Origin of the sequence: Rheinheimera texasensis, assembly GCF_964031785.1 — a bacterium.
Lineage (GTDB): Bacteria > Pseudomonadota > Gammaproteobacteria > Enterobacterales > Alteromonadaceae > Pararheinheimera > Pararheinheimera texasensis_A.
Genome location: NZ_CAXIRE010000017.1, coordinates 36,244 through 55,160, shown reverse-complemented (window position 1 = coordinate 55,160; position 18,917 = coordinate 36,244). Strand labels below are relative to the sequence as shown.

Annotated in this window: 14 protein-coding genes; 7 read left to right on the top strand and 7 right to left on the bottom strand. The window is 52.4% G+C overall.

Annotated elements, in window-relative coordinates; translation table 11 throughout:
* Window positions 1–120 precede the first annotated feature (120 nt).
* From ABNT34_RS06745 to ABNT34_RS06725, 5 genes are all read left to right on the top strand, one after another.
* Window positions 121–1,077 (top strand): DUF2971 domain-containing protein, encoded by a 957-nt coding sequence (locus ABNT34_RS06745; protein ID WP_348729973.1) that lies wholly within the window; start codon window positions 121–123, stop codon window positions 1,075–1,077.
* Between the two features lie 302 nt (window positions 1,078–1,379).
* Window positions 1,380–2,423 (top strand): tetratricopeptide repeat protein, encoded by a 1,044-nt coding sequence (locus tag ABNT34_RS06740; RefSeq protein ID WP_348729972.1) that lies wholly within the window; start codon window positions 1,380–1,382, stop codon window positions 2,421–2,423.
* A 41-nt stretch (window positions 2,424–2,464) separates the two neighbouring features.
* Window positions 2,465–2,896 carry a hypothetical protein gene (locus ABNT34_RS06735; protein WP_348729970.1) on the top strand — a complete coding sequence of 144 codons (432 nt, stop codon included), beginning with the start codon at window positions 2,465–2,467 and terminating at the stop codon, window positions 2,894–2,896.
* Window positions 2,897–2,899: 3 nt separating this feature from the next.
* Window positions 2,900–3,868: a PHB depolymerase family esterase gene (locus ABNT34_RS06730; RefSeq protein WP_348729969.1), complete on the top strand. Its 969-nt coding sequence runs from the start codon at window positions 2,900–2,902 to the stop codon at window positions 3,866–3,868.
* 93 nt (window positions 3,869–3,961) lie between these two features.
* Entirely contained in the window at window positions 3,962–4,978 is a 1,017-nt protein-coding gene (locus ABNT34_RS06725) for an alpha/beta hydrolase (protein WP_348729967.1), read from the top strand.
* On the opposite strand, the gene ABNT34_RS06720 is transcribed toward ABNT34_RS06725, so the two are convergent.
* From ABNT34_RS06720 to ABNT34_RS06690, 7 genes are all read right to left on the bottom strand, one after another.
* Window positions 4,946–6,133, bottom strand: coding sequence for a cupin domain-containing protein (locus ABNT34_RS06720; protein WP_348729965.1), 1,188 nt, complete (start codon window positions 6,131–6,133; stop codon window positions 4,946–4,948). The two genes, ABNT34_RS06725 and ABNT34_RS06720, sit on opposite strands and share 33 nt — an antisense overlap.
* A 118-nt stretch (window positions 6,134–6,251) precedes the next feature.
* Window positions 6,252–6,677, bottom strand: coding sequence for a nuclear transport factor 2 family protein (locus ABNT34_RS06715; protein ID WP_348730266.1), 426 nt, complete (start codon window positions 6,675–6,677; stop codon window positions 6,252–6,254).
* 248 nt (window positions 6,678–6,925) lie between these two features.
* Complete coding sequence (locus ABNT34_RS06710) at window positions 6,926–7,660, bottom strand: hypothetical protein (RefSeq protein WP_348729963.1); 735 nt, start codon at window positions 7,658–7,660, stop codon at window positions 6,926–6,928.
* Between the two features lie 319 nt (window positions 7,661–7,979).
* Complete coding sequence (gene pulA / locus ABNT34_RS06705; RefSeq protein WP_348729961.1) at window positions 7,980–11,963, bottom strand: pullulanase-type alpha-1,6-glucosidase; 3,984 nt, start codon at window positions 11,961–11,963, stop codon at window positions 7,980–7,982.
* Window positions 11,964–11,993: 30 nt separating this feature from the next.
* Window positions 11,994–14,918 (bottom strand): TonB-dependent receptor, encoded by a 2,925-nt coding sequence (locus tag ABNT34_RS06700; protein ID WP_348729959.1) that lies wholly within the window; start codon window positions 14,916–14,918, stop codon window positions 11,994–11,996.
* Between the two features lie 198 nt (window positions 14,919–15,116).
* Window positions 15,117–16,298 carry an HD domain-containing phosphohydrolase gene (locus tag ABNT34_RS06695; protein ID WP_348729957.1) on the bottom strand — a complete coding sequence of 394 codons (1,182 nt, stop codon included), beginning with the start codon at window positions 16,296–16,298 and terminating at the stop codon, window positions 15,117–15,119.
* A 138-nt stretch (window positions 16,299–16,436) separates the two neighbouring features.
* Window positions 16,437–17,072, bottom strand: coding sequence for an NAD(P)H-dependent oxidoreductase (locus tag ABNT34_RS06690; protein WP_348729955.1), 636 nt, complete (start codon window positions 17,070–17,072; stop codon window positions 16,437–16,439).
* A 184-nt stretch (window positions 17,073–17,256) separates the two neighbouring features.
* Here ABNT34_RS06690 and yegQ point away from each other — a divergent pair, with 184 nt between their 5' ends.
* A complete protein-coding gene (gene yegQ, locus ABNT34_RS06685) occupies window positions 17,257–18,660 on the top strand; it encodes a tRNA 5-hydroxyuridine modification protein YegQ (RefSeq protein ID WP_348729953.1) in 1,404 nt (467 codons plus the stop codon).
* Window positions 18,660–18,878, top strand: a complete 219-nt coding sequence (locus ABNT34_RS06680; RefSeq protein WP_348729951.1) for a YfhL family 4Fe-4S dicluster ferredoxin — start codon at window positions 18,660–18,662, stop codon at window positions 18,876–18,878. Before yegQ ends, ABNT34_RS06680 begins: the two co-directional genes overlap by 1 nt.
* Window positions 18,879–18,917 lie beyond the last annotated feature (39 nt).

The following is an 18,917-nucleotide window of genomic DNA, read 5'->3' as shown; positions in this document are numbered from 1 at the left end:
TAGGAGTCAGTAGACGCAACACTTTCCTCAGTGCTGTCACAGCGTAAGTGCTTTATTTTGAGTGGGTATACAGCCAAGATTCCACTCTGATTTTCTAATTGGAATAAAGGAGTAAAAACAATGGATTGGTTGCCAGATTTCATGAATAAGCTGTTTTCTCTTGAAGCACCATCACTGGAAGAAATCGAAGAAGCATACCAACTTAAAGAACAATTTATCCCTGATACAATTTATAAATTCAGAACGTTTGACACGGAAGGTCGTTCCCTTAGCAATCTGGAAGAAGGTTATGTCTGGCTAGCAGACCCGCTTACGTTAAATGACCCCTTTGATTGTGCACACCGTATCGATCCAGGGTTCATTATGAAACAATCATCCAATGATCTCCCATCACTTAGCAACACGCTCACAAAACAACAACTTACTGATTTAAATCAATCATTTATTGGAGAAGAAAAAAGTTTCATTGACTGTTTTATCGATGTTTTCAACAAAGACGGTACTATTGGCGGTGACCTTGACGTATTGCGACACGTCTTTGAGAAACGGATGGAAATTATCCAACATGAATTTTCTGACAGGGTTCGCCAATCATTCAAGCTTTGCTCATTTACAGAACGTTTGAATAGCCCTCTCATGTGGGCACATTATGCCGATTCCCATCGCGGTTTTTGTATTGCATATGACATTAAATCTCATATGCCTAATAGCCATATGAGAAGACTCTTATATCCAGTTGAATATGCGACTGATTTCTTTGATGCAACCGAATTTTTCATTAAAGGAAAAGACAATAAATCATTTAATAACTTGTACTTAAGCAAGGCTGGCTTAGTAAAATCAGTGGATTGGTCTTACGAAAAGGAATGGAGACTCTTATTTCCACATGGGATCTTAGATACCTCGCAAAAATTCAAGGTTTCACCTGCGAAATGTGTGTATGTCGGAACGGATATAACGCCTGAAAATGAAATTCAATTACGAGAGATATGCAACAGACTTGGTATTCAGGTTTTTAGAATGACTAGGTCACTTACTAAGTTTGAAATGGTCCCAAATACCGTCGCGATAAACTGAACTTAACACAGGGCAAAACTATTTCAGATTCAGGAATATCGAATCCCACTTTGTCGTTTCAAGCTATATAAGTTTTCGCAGATCCACCGGTTTAGTTTCCTTACTCAATAACTGGCTTCCCCTCGCCACCCAATCGCGTTTTTTCGTCGTTTAGGACTGCCAAACCGTCGGTCGTCCCCTGCTGATTGCTGCCGCTATGCCGAACAGCGACACTGCAGCTATCAAAGACCTGGCAAAGAGACAACCTAAGCGGTTGGACTCTTTGAAATTATGCAATTACGTCGCTTTGGAAACATCTTGCTATGTACAAATCTATTTCCCTTCCATCCTTTGTCAGCCAGGCAGTTGTCTGTGCACTGTTACTGAGCACCACCTCAGGCCTGCAGTCAGCAAACGCGCACGAATACAGCGCGCAGCTTGATGCAAAAAAGTATGCCGAAGTTGAGACGGCTGTCGCTGCCAAACTCGCCGTCGAGCCAAATAATGCCGATGCGCTGGTCGCCAGCATTGATTTGATTCTGCTACAGAGCAACATCAAGCGTTTTGACGAGGCCGCCAGCATGGCTGAGCAATGCATCAGGCATCACCCGAAAAATTCGGAATGTCATGAGTCGATTGGCAATGTGCTGAGCGCCAAAGCGGAACAAGGCGACATCATGACTGCTGTTGGCTCACTAGGCACCATTCGCGATGCGTTTAAACAGGCGATTACATTGGACCCGGCCAACTACAATGCAACGGTGTCGCTGCTGGGGTTTTATCTGGAAGTGCCGGGTTTAATGGGTGGCAGCACCTCCAGTGCGAAAAAGCTGATCCGCAGCACTCAACAAATCAACCCCGAAGCGGCGAAATTGCTGCAGGCCAAATTCGATTTATACGACGAAGAATTTGCCAAAGCCAGCGCCGGCGCTTTGACTGTGAATATCAGCAACAACGCAACGCTGCTGAAACTGCAGCGCGACCTGTTAGTGGATATTGGCTTGACCTTAAACAGAGAAAAGCAGTTTGCTGAGGCGGAAAAAATCTTTGCCGCAGTCATCCAGCGCCACACCGATGTTGCTCCTGCATATCTGGGTCTTGGCCGGTCATTACTGGAGCAAGGCAAAGCAGCGGAGGCTTTGCCGGCGTTAGAACAGTCTTTGCAAATCAATGCCACCGCGGCGGTGTATTACCGGCTCGGCCAAACCTGGCAGGCGTTGGGTGATAACACCAAAGCGGTGTCTGCATTTGAACAAGCCTTGGTCTTCACGCCCGCATTGTCAGAAAAAGCCCGTGAAGATGCGCAAATCCAATTAGCTAAACTGAAAAATACTGATACTAAAAACCCGGGCTTCGGCACGAAATAACTACTGCCCCGAGCATTTTTGGCACCTAGAGGAATCACATCATGAATGAAGTATCCAAATATCGGATTTATGCGCTGCGCGCTATGTATTTACTGGTGGTTATCGGACTGGCACTCAGTGTCTGGCCTGATGTTTTCACGGCAGAAAAACCCTTCGCCAGCTGGGGCAATGCCCAAACGGTACAGACAAGTATGCTGGGTGCGTTCTGGTTACTGTGCGCCTTAGGCGTGCGTTATCCATTACAGATGTTGCCTATCCTGCTGTGGGAACTGATTTGGAAAACGATTTGGCTGGTCACAGTGCCATTGCCTTTGTATCTCAGTGGCAACTTCGACGATAAATTAATGCCGAATGTGATTGCGATCGGCATGGTGGTATTGGTTTATCTGGTGCTGCCCTGGTCTTATATCTGGCAGCATTATGTGAAACAGCCGGGTACGCCTTGGCGCAACCCGCAACAGCGAGCAAGCTGACCCATGAAACAAATCCTACGCTTTATTCTGGTCGGCCTCATCGTCTTGCTCGTAAGCGCTGCCGGTTTATTCGGTTACCTGATTTACACACCAGAGCCTGCTATGCCGGCGCTGACAGGAACACTGACCAAAGCCACGCTTACGCTCGATGGTGAAACTTACACCTACCGCTTATATCTGCCAAAAGGCTTAACCCGAAACGCGCCGCTGGTGATGGTGTTGCATGGCTCCGGGCAAAACGGTGCGCAAATCCGCACTGAAACCGGTTATGGCTTTGAACGCCTCGCCGACCAACATGGCTTCGGTGTGGTTTATCCCAGCGGCAAAGCCTTTGACTGGAACGACTGCAGCAAAACCGGCGACTTTCTGGTCAACGGCCATGAATCCAATGACCTGCACTATCTGAATACCTTGGTCGACCGGCTGGTGGCCGCGCATGGTTTTAATCCACAACGGGTATTTGCGACCGGCGTGTCAGCAGGCGGTTTTATGGCTTTGCGTTTGGCGCTGGAATCGCCAACCCGTTTTCGCGCCGTCGCCGCTGTGTCGGCCAATGTACCGGCAGCCGGTAATTTCAAATGTAAGCCGATGGCACAAGGTACGTCAGTGCTGCTGATGAACGGCACCGCAGACCCCTTAGTACCTTATGCCGGAGGCGAGGTGTCGTTGTTGGGTCTGTTTTTCCAAAACGGCCAGGTGCGATCTGCCACAGCGTCGGCAGAGTTTTTTGTCGCACAAAATCAGCTGCCACAGAGTGCGAGATCTGAAGTTCCACAGCCTGACAGTCACAATGTGCAACGTCTGAAATGGCAGGACCAAAGCAGGTTTGAGGTCGAACTGGTCACTATTGTCGGCGGCGGGCATGGCATGCCACAGCCTTATTGGCAACGACCCCGACTGCTGGGCCCCTCGCCGATGGCGCCGAATGGCCCGGAACTGATCTGGCAGTTTTTTGCGCGGCAGAAACTATAACCAGGCAGACATGGTCAGAGTCGTCGGGCGTTGCAGCAAGCGGCACCCGCCGGGCTGATGTCGCTGTTTCTGTTGGGAAAATCAGGATTTTTTATGCACTTAAACACACAAGGTAATAACGCCGCGCAAAAGCACAAATGGATGGCTGCCGGCAAAAGTTTCGGCTGTTTATTGGTATTGTGGCTGACGACTATTTCTTGCTCCAGTGCCGTGGCGACACCGCCAACACAGGGGCAAACTCAGTCCATCAAGGCCGCAGAACCTCTGTTGCAGGCAAAAATCACCGACCTGGCCGGCGAAAAAATCGAATATGCCGCCCTTCGCGTTGCCAACCCCCGCGCCACACTGGTGTTTGAAAATGGCCTGATGCTTGATTTGCAGACTTGGGAAGCTGTGGCGCAAGGCTTAAACCATTGTTGTAATTTACTGTTTTACAATCGCCCTGGCGTCGGACACAGTGAATCAGAACAAGAAGTGCTCAGCCCTGCGTTATCGGCGGCCAGGTTACAACAGTTGCTGCAACAACAAAAACTAACACCGCCTTATGTGCTGATTGGGCATTCGCTTGGCGGCCAGTATGCGCAGGTGTTTACCAAACGCTATCCAGAGCAGGTGGACGCCTTGTTACTTGTCGACGCGCTGCCGCTTGGCCTGGTCAAGCCTGCCACTGATTTTCCCTGGTACACCCGAACTGGTTTATGGCTGTTTGCGCCACAAGCGACCCGTCAGGAAATCGCCAATATCAACGACATGGGCCGATATTTGCTGCAGGAGCCACAGCCCTTCAACAAACCGATGATTCGGCTGGTGACGCAAACAGCGACGCCGCAACCAAAATCAGCAGGCTTAGTGAAAAATCTGTTGAATGGCGTTATTTATGCCGAAGATTTTGGCGTCTGGGCACTCGACCCCGCAGCCGCAGAGCAGCGCATGAACGACATCTATCCGCAGGCTGAAGTCCGAACGCTGGTGGCGAATCATCGGGTACAGGAACAGATGCCCGGCGTGGTGGTTGATGCTATTTTTCGCCTGCTTGAGCAGCGCCGGCAGGCAATGGCGGCTAATGCGGCTCAACCATCAGCTCAGCTGCAAAAACCCGCTGTGCAGTAGTTTTTCCACCAGCACTAAACGCACATCGTCGCCGATCGGGCCCGGAATGTCTTTGACTGCAAACTGCGGCGTCTGGCGGACAAATTCCATGCTCTCAGCCACCGCCGGATGTACCAGCAGCTGGTCGCCGGGGAAACGAAAATCAAGAATATGCGCCAGTAGATTGACCTGGCCTATCGCCAGCGGCGAGTGTTGCACCTTAGTGTCACGGCTCAGTGGCGGCATGGCTGCGGTGGGCTTGGGTAGTTTAGCCAGCTCCAGCAACATGCGGGCCTGGCGGTGCGCCAGTGCCGCTTCGACAAAACCGGGTTGCTGACACAGCTGTAACAGCCGCTCCAGACCAGCCCGCATTTGCGCGCCGGCCACATCCAGCATTTGGCCATGCGACAGCGCATCGGCGCGGCCGGTCAGATTGGCGCGCAGCGGTTTTTCAAAATCGGCCATATAGTCCAGCGCGCTGCTGATGGCTTCGCGAATAGTGACAGGCACAAAACCAATCGAAATATGCAGCGATTCGCCGGTCGATTGCACTGTATGGGTGGTGCCACGTGGCAGATACAATAAATCGCCGGGTTTGACGTCGTAGACGCGGTGCGCACCAAGCGGCGGCACACTGGCGCCCAAAGCTTTCCACTTATTCGGCAGTTTTGGCGGCTCGTCGGAGATAAACCAGCGTTTAGTGCCGACCAGCTGAATAGCGATGACGTCGACTTCATCATCATGCACCGGCGCTTCGGCACCGGTCAGGCTCCAGAACAATACGGTACTGGCCGGATTGCCAAACAGCAGCGTCAGCGCCCGGTTCAACTGCGCCAGCGCTGGCGTGGCGTTGGTGACATCGGGAAAACGCACTGTGTAATCATTGGCGTGATATTCATTGAGTAACGCGGCAAATGCAGCAGCGTCGGGCACAGCACGGGGTTTTGGCGCCGGTACCTGCGCCTGGCGGATATGACAAGTCAGCGTAGCGGCGTATTCGGCAAAGTGACTGAGCAGCAAAGACTTCGGATCGTCGCCCAGCAACTGTCGCGCCGGCAGTGCCGTATCAGCCGGCAATAACAGCGGCCGGCGGCTGACCACTTCCTGGAAAAATTGCTCGTAACTTAATGGATGCAACACCTGGGCGAGCAGGTCACGGGCTTGGGCAAGGATCATCGGAATACTCTGGTTATACAACCGCGACTTGAACAGCCGCAACTTCAGGATGATTTTATCCTGAAGCGCTTTGCCGGATTAATCAAGCCATCTGCATGATCACAGACAAGCAGCCGAATTACAAACAAGTACCGGCGGGGGCGCGACGGGCATCCGCCGCTAATGGCCATTGCTGCAGCTCACCGGGCTTTTGTTCCAGATAATAATACAAGGCAATCAGCTGCCATTGCTTGCCATCAAAATACCACTGTAAGCTGTTAATGCCGGTGAAGTCGGCCTGTTTTTGCGTCGGATCCGGCCTTGACTCCACCAGGCTCAGCACTGTGGCGAACTGCCCATACCAACGGACTTCACGGCCAATCTCACATTCATAAAAGCCTTTGGGCCTGCTTTGTTGCAGGCTCTGCAAAAAAGCCGTACCACTTTGCTGACTGAGCGCCCCGCCAGGCCGGGCGCCTGCCACCACAGCGTCTGGGTGAAATAACGGCTTTAATGCCGCAACATCGGCCGCCACACCCGGCGCATGCGACATCGCCTGCCACATTCTGCTCACAGCAATGTCCAGCTGTTGAGTCTGTGAGTCAGCCGCATGGGCGTCAGTCATCATTGCCATCCAAGCCAGCAAAAAAATACAACTGTTTTTCATATAGATACCTCAATGCCGATGCTAAAACAGCATAACACTGCGGGAGGCTCGTCGGTCACAGCTGGGACGACTGGTGGGAACAGCGGGCTGAACCGGGGCATGGATTGACAGCCATTCCATGCCAGGAAAACCCGCAAGCTGTTGGTTCAGCGCCGCGCCCGACGACACCAGCCGAGCAGACCTAAACCGAAGACCCCGACTAACCAGGTCGCAGGAGCTGCGACTGTATTCGTTTGTGACTGGTACTCACGGTACAAATAGACACCAGCTCTGTCATCAGCAATGTTCAGATCACCCCAGCCATAGTCATCGATATAATCGACATGGTCTTCAACAAACTTACGGCTTTTCCGATAGACAACGTGGTAATCAACAACAATCGCAAGGGAACGATGAGTCGATACACCCCAGACATTAAACTCATCAGCCAATATTCCGCTGGCAAATCCTGCAGAACCATCCGCGAAATCCGCCCAGAAATTCTCCGCATCCAGCTCAGCGTCTGCCACATCCCCCAATAACTGGATCAGAGGGACAGTGCTGACCTTGGTATCATAATGATATCCCTGATAATTTAAGCCAAACCAATTCGACATCAGGCTACGGAAATCCAGCTTGGTGGCAACCCGCCAGCGGTCCTGCGCTTTAAACTGGCCACCCGCGTCAGTCAAATCTGTCATGACGTCCTGCAGGGAACGACCGCGGGTTTCGGTCAGGTCCAGCCATTCCAGGCCTGTGGTCTGATCGACGGTAGTTTTTCCGAGATCCAGAAAACCCAGACCCGACGGGCTGACCACGGTGGCCTGGGCTGACCAACCAGCCAGCAAACCACCACACAAAATACTGATACGCAATAAAGGGGAAACGGAACGGAATGTCATGCAGATCCTCGGAGTGAAAAGATTGATTTCTTTGCCTGGAGCTTTTCTGCCCACACGCGACAAAGAAACAAAAATGCAATATTCAAACCAACATAAAAACCAAATAATTACATAAAGTTACAAATTAAGGTATTAAAGATGTAAATAGAACTGACAGCAATTTGTTTAATAAAGATACAAATTCATTCAGAGACCAGATCCAATCAGTACCCATGACTGCGGAATCATCGGCGTACCATTCATGCCCAGCAAAACAACAACGCCGGCAAAAGCCGGCGTTGGATTTTCTATGCTGCAAAGCAGCTTTATTCGACCGCAGTTATTGTTTCACCACCTTCAACACCGGCGCTGTTGGTGTGGCGGCATTGACGGTAAAGAGATAAGTGCCACCTTCCGCAATATTGATTTTCAGGTTGTCGTTGCTGGCGGCCAGCGTTTTATTCTGGCCTACAGTCACGGCCTGGCCATCACTGCCGGCGCCGTAGTTGACGGTCGACCAGTCGGCGGAGGCGAACTTAAACTCATAGTCACCGGCCGTCAGTGGGATGCTGAACTGATACAAACCAGCACTGTAGACAAACTGACTGGCTTCGCCCCAGCCGTTCATGCTGCCACGCAGGAACACTTTGGTGGCGCCGTAAGGCACAAACTCGGACACCGTCAGCACCGGCGCTGTTGGTACCGCTGCATTTAAGGTGAATACATAAGTACCGGCATTAAAGGCCGCCCGCATATTGGCACCTGAGCGTTGCAGTGTTTGCGCGACGCCAAACTGCACATCCTGCTCGCCGCTCTTGGCACCAAAATCAACAGTTGACCAGTCACCGGAGGCAATTTTGAACTCCTGGCTACCGCTGCTACCGATGCTGACTTTGGCCTGATACAGACCAGCGCCGACATATTCAAAGGCGTCGACTTCACCCCAGCCGTTCATGCCACCGCGCACAAAGACTTTGGTCAGGCCATATGGCGCGATATCCGGTGCGCCCATCGTGGCATCTGCTTTGAGGCCAGTGCCCTGAGCACCCGCCTGTGCTTTGACAAACACCGCCATGGTATAAGCCGGCACCACAAAACTGCCATCGGCACCTTGCATGATAAACCGGGAGTCACTGACACGGCTGTCGGCAGAACCCTGCTGCACTTCATGCAGGGTAAAGCCTTGAGCGGTCGGCACTTTATGCGTTTTTTCGCTGGCAGTGCCGTTAATGACTACCACTACAGCGTCAAACGCCGGGTCTAAATCAGTCAGACCGACACCATCGTCAATGCTCATCACAATCAAACCCTGCGTCAGGTTTTTACCGATGTTGTGGAAACCCACCCGGTCCATCACATCCTGACCAGACGTTAAGCGGAACAGCTTGCTGGAATGTCTGATTTTCAGGAAATCCTGGAACACAGCACCAGCCAGTTCAATATGCTCCGGATACGCCGTGGTATTCGGGTTATTGGCGATGGTTTTGATGCTGTCCCACGCGCTCTGGTTATCTTGTGCCAATGGCAAACCCACATTCCAGTTATTGCTTTGTTTACTGAAATCAACAAAGTTAAACCAGTCACCGGCGTCATAACTGTTGCGGTCCATCGATTTGGAGCGCAGTAAATCATCGCCCATCTGCAGGAACGGAATACCTTGTGACAACAACGGAATACCCAGTGCGATGTTATGAATACGCACGCGGTCGTCGATGCTGACGGAGGCTTTTAAGCCAAACTGCAGTTTGTCCCACAGCGATTCATTATCGTGTTTCGACACATAGTTGATAATGTCGGCCGGATCTGTGGCATAACCAGCTGGCTGACCGTTCCAGTTCAGGCCTGAAGCTTTGCCGGTATTGCCCTGATAATCTTTAAACACAAAGTCTTTTAACGTGCCGGCCAGACCAATCTCAATCAGGTTCTGATCTTTCAGTTTGCCGACATCGCTGTCGCCGCTAAACAGTGCGACGTTACGCACCGCATCGCGCTCACGGTCGTTAAAAGTGCCCACTTCAGTACCAGCCATATTGGCCTGGCGTGCCTGAACAAAACGCGCGTCGTTTGACACTTCACCGAAATTCCAGCCTTCACCGTAGAAGTAGGTGTCAGCATCGACTTTACGCACCGCATCGCGCGCGGCCAGGATCGAGGCTTTTGGATGATGGCCCATGATGTCAAAACGGAAGCCGTCAAATTTGTACTCTTTGGCCAAAATCACCAGCGAATCAGCGACAAACTTGTCAAACATCGCATGTTCTGTCGCGGTGTTTTCACAGCAGGTGGAGCGCTCGATATTGCCGGTGGTTGGGTTATAGCGGTGGTAATAACCCGGCACGATTTTGTCGAACACTGAGTTATCAAACAGGCCAGATGAAGAGGTATGGTTGTACACCACATCCAGCACCACGCGAAGGCCAATGCTATGCAACGCCTGGTTCATTGCGCGCATTTCTTTGATACGGACTACACCTTCCGGCGTTGAAGCGTAAGAGCCTTCCGGCACGTTAAAGTGCTGCGGGTCGTAACCCCAGTTGAAGCTGTCGGTCCCCCGCATTTCACCGGCCAGTGTTTGCGCGTTTTCACCAGACTCCTGGAAGCCTTTCATCACATCTTCCAGTTTGGCAGACGCGCTTTGGTTACAGACCGACGCTTTGGCGTTCACCTTACACAAGTCGGCCACGGTATTGGTTAAATCCACCCGTTTAGTGGCATCTTCATTGACGGTCGCCATGTCGGTTGCCGGCAATAAATGGAAGTGCGTTAAACCGGCATCCGCTAAGGCTTTTAAATGCTTAACCGGCTGAGATTCCATCTCAGTAAACGCCAGATACTTGCCGCGGTTGGCGGCGCTGACCGTAGTATCACGCACCGAGAAATCACGGATATGGCCTTCATAAATCACGATATCTTCAGCATTGGCCACCACCGGCACTTCATGGCTGTCCCAGTTGGCTGGTTTGGTATCGGCATCAGAAAGACTGACAAACTGGCTGTAGCGGCCATTGGTCGAGGTATTCAGCGAATACGGATCTGTCGCTTCAATAGTCTCGACCTTTTTCGTCAGCGGGTGATAAACCTGCACTTCAAAGCGGTAGAACTGACGGTCCAGTGTGGCTTTGGCGCCGCTGTAACTCCAAATGCCGGTATTGGCATCCAGCGTCATCGGATTGGTGGCTGTTACCGCTTTGGCCGCATTAAACACTTTGAGTTTCACGCTGCGCGCAGTTGGCGCCCAGACCGAGGTTTTGATGTTACTACCGTCGTAAACCACACCTAAAGTGGCTTCGTTAGCATCGTTCGCGCCTGCGGTATACAGGTCATCCAGCACTTTGCCCGCCTGCACATGCGAAGCGGCCATCAGCTTATTGGCAGAGTCATAAGACGCCAGCACCAGCTGATTTTTTGCCATGGTTTTGGCTTGCTCAGCAGTCAGGTTCAGCTTGTACGCCGGCCAGTTGGCCAGATGCGGCACCTTGGCTTTTTGTGCATCGGTTAAGCTGGTTGGCGTGGCTTCGACGGCTTCACCGTTGATGGTCAGCGTATCTGAGTCAATCGCTAAATCAGCAGCGGCAGAGTGGTGCAATTTCCACTTGGCAACACCTCCAGCCGGCGCATTCCAGACCAGCGTATTGCGGTCCAGCCAATGCGCAGCGCTGTCACTGATTTGCACACCAAGCGACACCACAGGGTAGGCAAATACCGAAGGCACACCTGAGAAGGTCCAGCCCATCCGCGCGAACTTCGCCACATCTTTTGGACCCAGTGGCAGTTGCATATCACTGCCGCCTAACTCTTTGCCGGCATCATCGGTGCCGATGTGAATGAGGAAATTGCCACAATCAGTGGCCTTACTGCCAACCCCGGCTTTGAGATTCAGCAGCCAATAAGCACCGTAGTTTGGGTCTACGCCGGTGATTTGTAGGCCATTGTCCCAGCTGGCCGCCAACGAGCTGTCCTGATAGGCATTGCAGGTCTCGTTGTTCCAGGTATGCAGCCGGTAACCGTCGTAATTGCCATCGGCTTTTTTGAAGTACAACACTGCTTGTCCGGCGCCAGCCATCACTGACGGTGCTGGTGCATTCGGGTCTACACCGATGACACAACTTTCATTACGTGCATCTGGCACTGTCGGCGCCGGGCACTTAATAGGTTTTGGCGCGACACACGCGGTGCCGGCTTCGTTTGGTACTTGCGGCACATTACAGGTCAATAAGGTTTTACCCGCGGACACTGAATCCCCGCCGCTGCCACCACAGGCAGCCAGCGTCAGCAGCAGCGCGGCACCGGCCAGCGTCTGCAGCATCGTTTTGATATTCAACATAAATTTATTCTCCATAGAAGCTGCAGCGCCTTACATTGAGTAAGTCACACCGAGGAAATACTGCCGGCCAAAGAACTGAATAGTGCCGGTCTGTGTTTCATCGCCGAAATAGCTTTTGGTCGGCTCGTCGGTGACGTTGTTGACCTGAAACAGCACACTCCACTGGTCGTTGACCTGATACGAGGTCTGCATGTCGACCACAGTTTCACCGTCGAAGTTAACGATTTGCTCGTTCACTGCCACTTGCTCCGACACAAAGGGGTCGCGGTAACGGGCACTGACGCGCGCTTCAAAACCTTGGTATTCCCAGAACACAGTGCCGGTAAAGACGTTTTCCGACAGGCCGGGCAGGCTGATATCAACCGTCGAACCGCCGAGACTGGTCTGCTGCTGAATTTCGCTTTCAGTGAAGGAATAACTGGTACTGACGCCCAGGCCTTGCCAGATCCCAGGCAGGAACTTAAATACCTGTGTATAAGCCAACTCAGCACCGCGGATATAACCGCCTCTGCTGTTATTGACTGCCGTGGTGTAGCTACCGTTAGTCACCGGCACCGGTACACCGCTTTCCGGGTTGATAATTACGTCCGGTACAAAAAAACCGGCGCCTTTAAAATCAAACTCGGCAATGGTGAAAGTGCTGATAAAAGACTTAATGTCCTTGTAGAACAACGCCGCAACCAAAGCGCCTTCGGTTTCAGTGAAATACCGTTCCCAGGAGATGTCGTATTGGTCAGCGTAAAACGGCCGTAAATACGGGTTGTTTGAGCTGGAACCGGACAGAATACCGTCGTTATTGATGTTGGTACTGGTATTTGAAGCCAGCCGGTTGATTGGCGGTCGTGACATCACGCGGGCGGCGGCAAACCGCAGCTGGTCATCGTCGGTGACGCGGAAATTCAGGTTCAGCTGTGGCAAATAATCACGGTAGGTTTCGCCCAATACCGAAGGTGCGTATTGGTTATTGATAAGGCCAGCATCGTCGACAATATTCTGCGCGCCGAGTTTCGGGTCGCCACCGACATTTTGCAGTGACGTCGCCGATTGGTCGGTTTCTACCATCCGCACACCAAAGTTACCGGACAGCGGAATGCTCCACAGGTCAGTATCGATATTGGCCATCAGATAAGCCGACAGCACTTTTTCGTACACTTCACCGCTTTCCAGCATGGTCCAACCGGTGTCCGGCCCGCCGGTGACGCGTTGACTGGCCAGCACACCACTGTTACCGGTGCCCCAGGTTTTCACTGGCTGCGGAATACCATTCGGGAACCAGGCCGCCAGCGCTTTTTGCTGATCTATGGCGAGGTAACTAGGGAAATAACTGAAATCGCCTTTAAAATTCACCACCTGCACCATGTCTGCAGTCAGTTTTAGTGGTTTTTGTGTGGCTGATAAAGCACCGTCATTGCCGTATTCATAAACAGAGCGGTCGTTGCTGTATTCGCGGTCGGAATACCGTACACCGGCTTCCAGTGAAGCGATCACCGGATTGTCCAGCCGCCAGGTCGCATCTAACCGCACCGCATCGACCCGGTCTTTGTTTTCATAGGGATAAATGCCGTATTTGCTCAGCATCACGCGGTTGATATCCGAAAATGCTGCCGCCTGATTCAGGCCTAAATCCGGCAGGTTCAGGCCGTTGAGTTTGTAAGAAATCGACACGTTATCGTCAAACACCGGTGTGGCGGCGTTGGCGTCTTTGGCCACCAAAGACCAGAGCAGACCGTTGCGGAAATCACTTTCAGCGGCTGAGTGTGATAAATCCAGATTCAGCTTAAAGTTCTCGGTGACATCCCAGTCGGCGTTGACACCAAAACTTTGTACCTGATCAAAATCCTGGTTGTCGTCGTTGACGATCTCAACCCGGGTAAAACTATTTTTCGTGCGGTTAAAAGTGCCGCCAATCACAGAGTTACCATTTAAGATTGGATTGGCGACTGCGGCGCTGGCACCACCGAGTTTGACCCGAAAACCGCGGGCAAAAGCTTCAGAGTCAAACTTGGAGACAAAAGCGTCGGCTTTTAAGGTAAAGGCATCGTGCGGCACCCATTCCAGCGCGGCCATGTAGCCATTGCGGACTTCTTCGCCACCTTTGTGCTGCATCTCAAACCCTTCGCTGACAAATTCGTTTGGCACGGTTTCTTTGATGCCGTCGACATCCATGCTGGTGTTATACGCCAGGCCAATAAATTGCGTCGCGACTGACGGCTGATACAGCCGGGCGTACCCTAAGGCCACGCCGAGCTTGTCGTCAGCAAATTTACCCTGATACGACAAACTGAACCGGTCGCCCATTTCCTGACCGTCCGGCACTTCGTTGGCGCGGTCGTTAAACATGCCACGCGCATTGACGGTGAAAGTATGCTGTTCGCTGTTACGCAGCGGGCTGGCCGTTTGCAATTCAACAGTACCGGCCACGCCGCCTTCAATCAGCGAAGCTTTTGGTGACTTGTAGACGGCTGCCGATGAAATCAGCTCGGAAGGATACTGGTCAAACTCAATACTGCGGCTGCCGCTGGTACTGACCTGCTCACGGCCATTTAACGTCGAAAACACAAAACCACCGGACATACCGCGGATATTAATCTCCGCCGCCTGACCACCGGTGCGCACTGCAGAAATACCTGGCAAACGCGTTAAGGCATCCGCCATCGACACGTCCGGCAAAGCGCCTAAATCGTCGGCCGAAATGGTTTCCGACACTGTGTCATTAAAACGTTTGAGGTTCAGCGATTTGATCAAAGAGCCGGAATAGCTTTTGACTTCAATCACTTCGATATCTTCTTTGGTTGGTTTTTTACTACTGGCTTTGGCGTCTGCGGCATTGCTGACAGCTGGTGGCGTGTCTTGTGCGGTTTGTTGCGCTGTCTGTTGTGCAGCCCATGCAGGCATTACCGCACAGCCGGCCGCCGCCAACGCCAGCGTGATCGCGCTGAGTTTGCTTCTGAACATGATGTCTTCCCGGTCAGTGAACATGGACCGGGATCAACTGCACATCCTTGGCCATGTAATGTTGTTATGCAACGAACATTAATTGACCAGCATTGGTGCAAGAACAACATGAATACGTATTCAATGCACCAGCAAATTTCTTAACCGATATAGCTTCCCGGCTTTTGCACTATCGTAGTGCAAAAAGGTACAGAAACCTTAACGCTGAAAGTGTTGTTTATGTTGCTTCACGGCCTCATTCAGCAAACCAACCCAGAACGGATCAAACTTAGTGCCGGCCGCTTTGCTGATCTCAACCAGCGCTGTGATCAGCTGCCGGTTGCTGGCTTCCTGTTGTTCATGCTGATTGGTCAGCAGGTCAAACTCATCAACGACACGCAACAGGCGGGCGCCTTCGCTGATATCTTCGCCTTCGAGACCATCGGGGAAACCGCTGCCGTCCTGATGTTCGTGGTGTTGCCAAATCATTGCAGCTGCGTCCTGCCAGCGCGGGGAACTGGCAACTAAGGACGCACTCATTTCGACATGACGCTGCCAGACACTGAGTTGTTCCGGGTCGGCCCGCCCCTGCGCGTCGAGCATTTGCAGCGGTAAAAACGACATGCCCAAATCGTGCAGCATTACCGCGACCGCCAGTTGGATTTGGTCCAGTTTATTGCCGGCCAGCCGGTTCATTTCCAGCGCCAGAAATAACTGCCGGGCGGACCTGCCCTGCCAGCGCGGGTGGCGTTGTTCCAGTGCCGGCAACAACTGGATAAAAAATTCGAGGTCGGCGTCCATCCGGATGCGGTAGTACTGCAGCAACCGGCGGCAGGCGTCGACGGCAGAAGACGCTTTCGGTTCGGCGGTAACAGTGCTGTTGACCACTTCCGGTACATCATCTTTGATCGCCAGTGCCTGAACATGCGTCGGATCTAATAAACCCAGCACCTGGCGAATGCGCACACCGCGTGAGCGCGCGTCGGCACTGGTCAGGCCAGTCAGGCGCTGGCAAATTTGTTGTAATTCGGTCGGGGTTAATGGTTTTGGCGTATCAGCGATGCTGGCTTCGACCCATTGTTGCGTGCGGTCTAAAGTCAGTTGGATCACATCACAGAGCGAGCTGTCATAAGCCATATGGCCTTTGCGGATGTCGTCGAGCACATCTTCCAGGCTTTGCAGCAGCGGGATTAACGAAAATAGCCCGATAAATCCGAGGTTACCTTTGATGGTATGCACCACACGGAAGATGCCGTGTAATAATTCCGGCTGCTGCGGATGTTGTTCCAGCTCGATTAAAGTGGCTTCACATTGCTCGTAAGCGTCACGAAAATCTTCAAAGAAATCATCAACACAGTCGCGTTGTAATTCATCAGGGCGATTCAGATTCAGCTGGCTCATGGCTCTCTCCCGGTACGGCAAAAAACCAGTGTAGACAGAACCTTAACTGCTGTATAGCGCTATAACTGCCGGCGGGAACGGAAAAAACCAACGACCGGGCACCTGAAGAAGCTACACCCGGCCGCTGGCGCAGGAATCTTAACGGCGGATCACAAAATCTTCAGTACTGCGGCGTACTTTTTGTAAGTTCACCAGCCAGTCGCCTTCGGCTGCACGGTAGCCCAGCGGCAACAACAACACCGAGCGCAAGCCCAGTGCTTTTAAATTCAGGATCTCATCGACCACTTCAGGTTCAAAACCTTCCATCGGTGTGCTGTCGACACCTTCTTCCGCGGCAGCAATCAAAGCACTGCCAAGGCCGATATAGGCCTGACGTGCGGCGTGCTGGAAGTTCTCTTCCGGCGTGCGGTTTGGATAAAAACTCAGTAATTTCTGGCGGTAGGCTTCCCAGCCTTCATTGCGAAAACCACGTTGCTCGTTGACCAGGTCAAACATCAAATTAATCCGCTCCGCGCTGTAGTGGTCCCAGGCGGCGAACACTAAAAGATGCGAGGCATCTGTGACCTGGCTCTGGTCCCAGGCATGGGCACGAATTTTGGCTTTAGTTTCCGCGTCGGTGATCACCAGCACCTGATACGGCTGCAAACCACTGGAACTGGCACTGAGGCGAATCGCTTCGAGGATCCGTGCAACTTTCTCTTCTGGGACGGCCTGAGTGGCATCCATTTTTTTAGCGGCATAACGCCATGATAATAAACGTAAAGTCTCTGACATTTGGCTCACTCCAATTAAGTACACTGAGGAGTTTACCAGTTTTGTACTCATTGGTATATAAATAATCAGCTGAGTCTATCGCGAATAGTTATATGGAGCAGCAAACCCTAAAAGCTTGCGCCAGATCAACACCAACCAGCCACTGTTGCGCCATAATCCGCGCCATTTTTTCCGGAGCGGCGCCATGACTTCTACCTCAACTCAGACTCAACCGGCAGTTCATCATTTCCGCCCTGAATTGCTGTCGCCGGCTGGCACGCTGAAGGCCATGCGTTATGCCTTTGCTTATGGCGCTGATGCGGTGTACGCCGGTATGCCGCGGTACAGCCTGCGCGTGCGCAACAACGAATTTGATATACCGACGCTGGCGCTTGGTATTCAGGAAGCCCATGCGCTTGGCAAGAAGTTGTATTGCGTGCTGAACAGTGCACCGCATAATGCCAAGCTCGACACCTTGATTGACGACATCGCCGAAGTAGTGGCGCTCGGGCCTGACGCACTGATTGTCAGCGACCCGGGGGTGATTCACCTGATTCGTCAGCATTTTCCACAGATGGAGCTGCATTTGTCGGTGCAGGCCAATACGGTGAACTGGGCGGCCGTGCAGTTTTGGGCGCAAAACGGTATTTCGCGGGTGATTTTGTCGCGTGAACTGGCGCTGGATGAGATCGAACAAATCCGCGGCAAAGTGCCGCAGATGGAGCTGGAAGTGTTTGTGCATGGTGCACTTTGTATGGCCTATTCCGGCCGCTGTTTATTATCAGGTTACATGGATAAACGCGACCCGAACCAGGGCACCTGCACCAACGCCTGCCGCTGGCCTTATCAGGTCACCACCGCCACTGAAAACGAAGTGGGTCAGTTTGTGCCCGCAGCACCTACTACCGCTGCCGAACCGGCGTTGTCACTTCACCAGCATCAGCCAGTCGACGATATTATCCTGCTGACTGACCCGCAAAAACCGGGCGAACAAATGCCGGCCTTTGAAGATGAGCACGGCACTTATATTATGAATTCCAAAGACTTACGCGCTATTCAGCACGTCGACCGTCTGACGCGTGCCCAAGTGCACAGCCTGAAAATCGAAGGCCGCACCAAGTCGTTTTATTATGCCGCCCGCACCGCGCAGATTTATCGCCGTGCGATAGAAGACGCCGTCGCTGGCCGGCCTTTTAATCCGCAGCTACTAACCGAACTGGATGGGCTGGCGTCGCGCGGATACACCGAAGGTTTTCTGCGTCGGCATATCCCAATCCATGAACTGCAAAACTACGAAAAAAGCGCCTCCGGCAGCGATCAGCAGCAGTTTGTTGGCGAAGTGACAGGCCTCGATGCCAAAACCGGCCGGGCCTGGGTCGAGGTGAAAAACCAGTTTAACGTCGGTGATATGCTGGTGCTGATGGCTCCAAATGGCAATCAGCAGATTTGCCTGCAACAGCTGTGGAATGCCAAAGGCGAACTGACATTACGTGCCCCTGGCGCCGGCCACCGGGTACAAATCGACCTGCCGCAAGGCATGGCACCAGACTTTGTGCTGCTCATTCGCGAGTTACCCCAGGCCGAAAACCGCAGCCAGGGTTGTGCCTGATGGCGTTAAAAATTCTCGACAGCTGTATCAACTGCGACATGTGCGGGCCTGAGTGCCCGAACAGCGCTATTTCATTACAGGTCATCACCTCCGGCAAAAAGATTTACCAGATAGACCCCAATCTTTGCACTGAATGTGAAGGTTTTTATCCAGAACCTACCTGCGTGCAGGTTTGCCCTATTGATGTGGTGGTCAAAGTTGCAGAGTGGGAGCTGTGAAAATCGCCACAAATTGCTCCTGCATTTGCGGCGTACCGA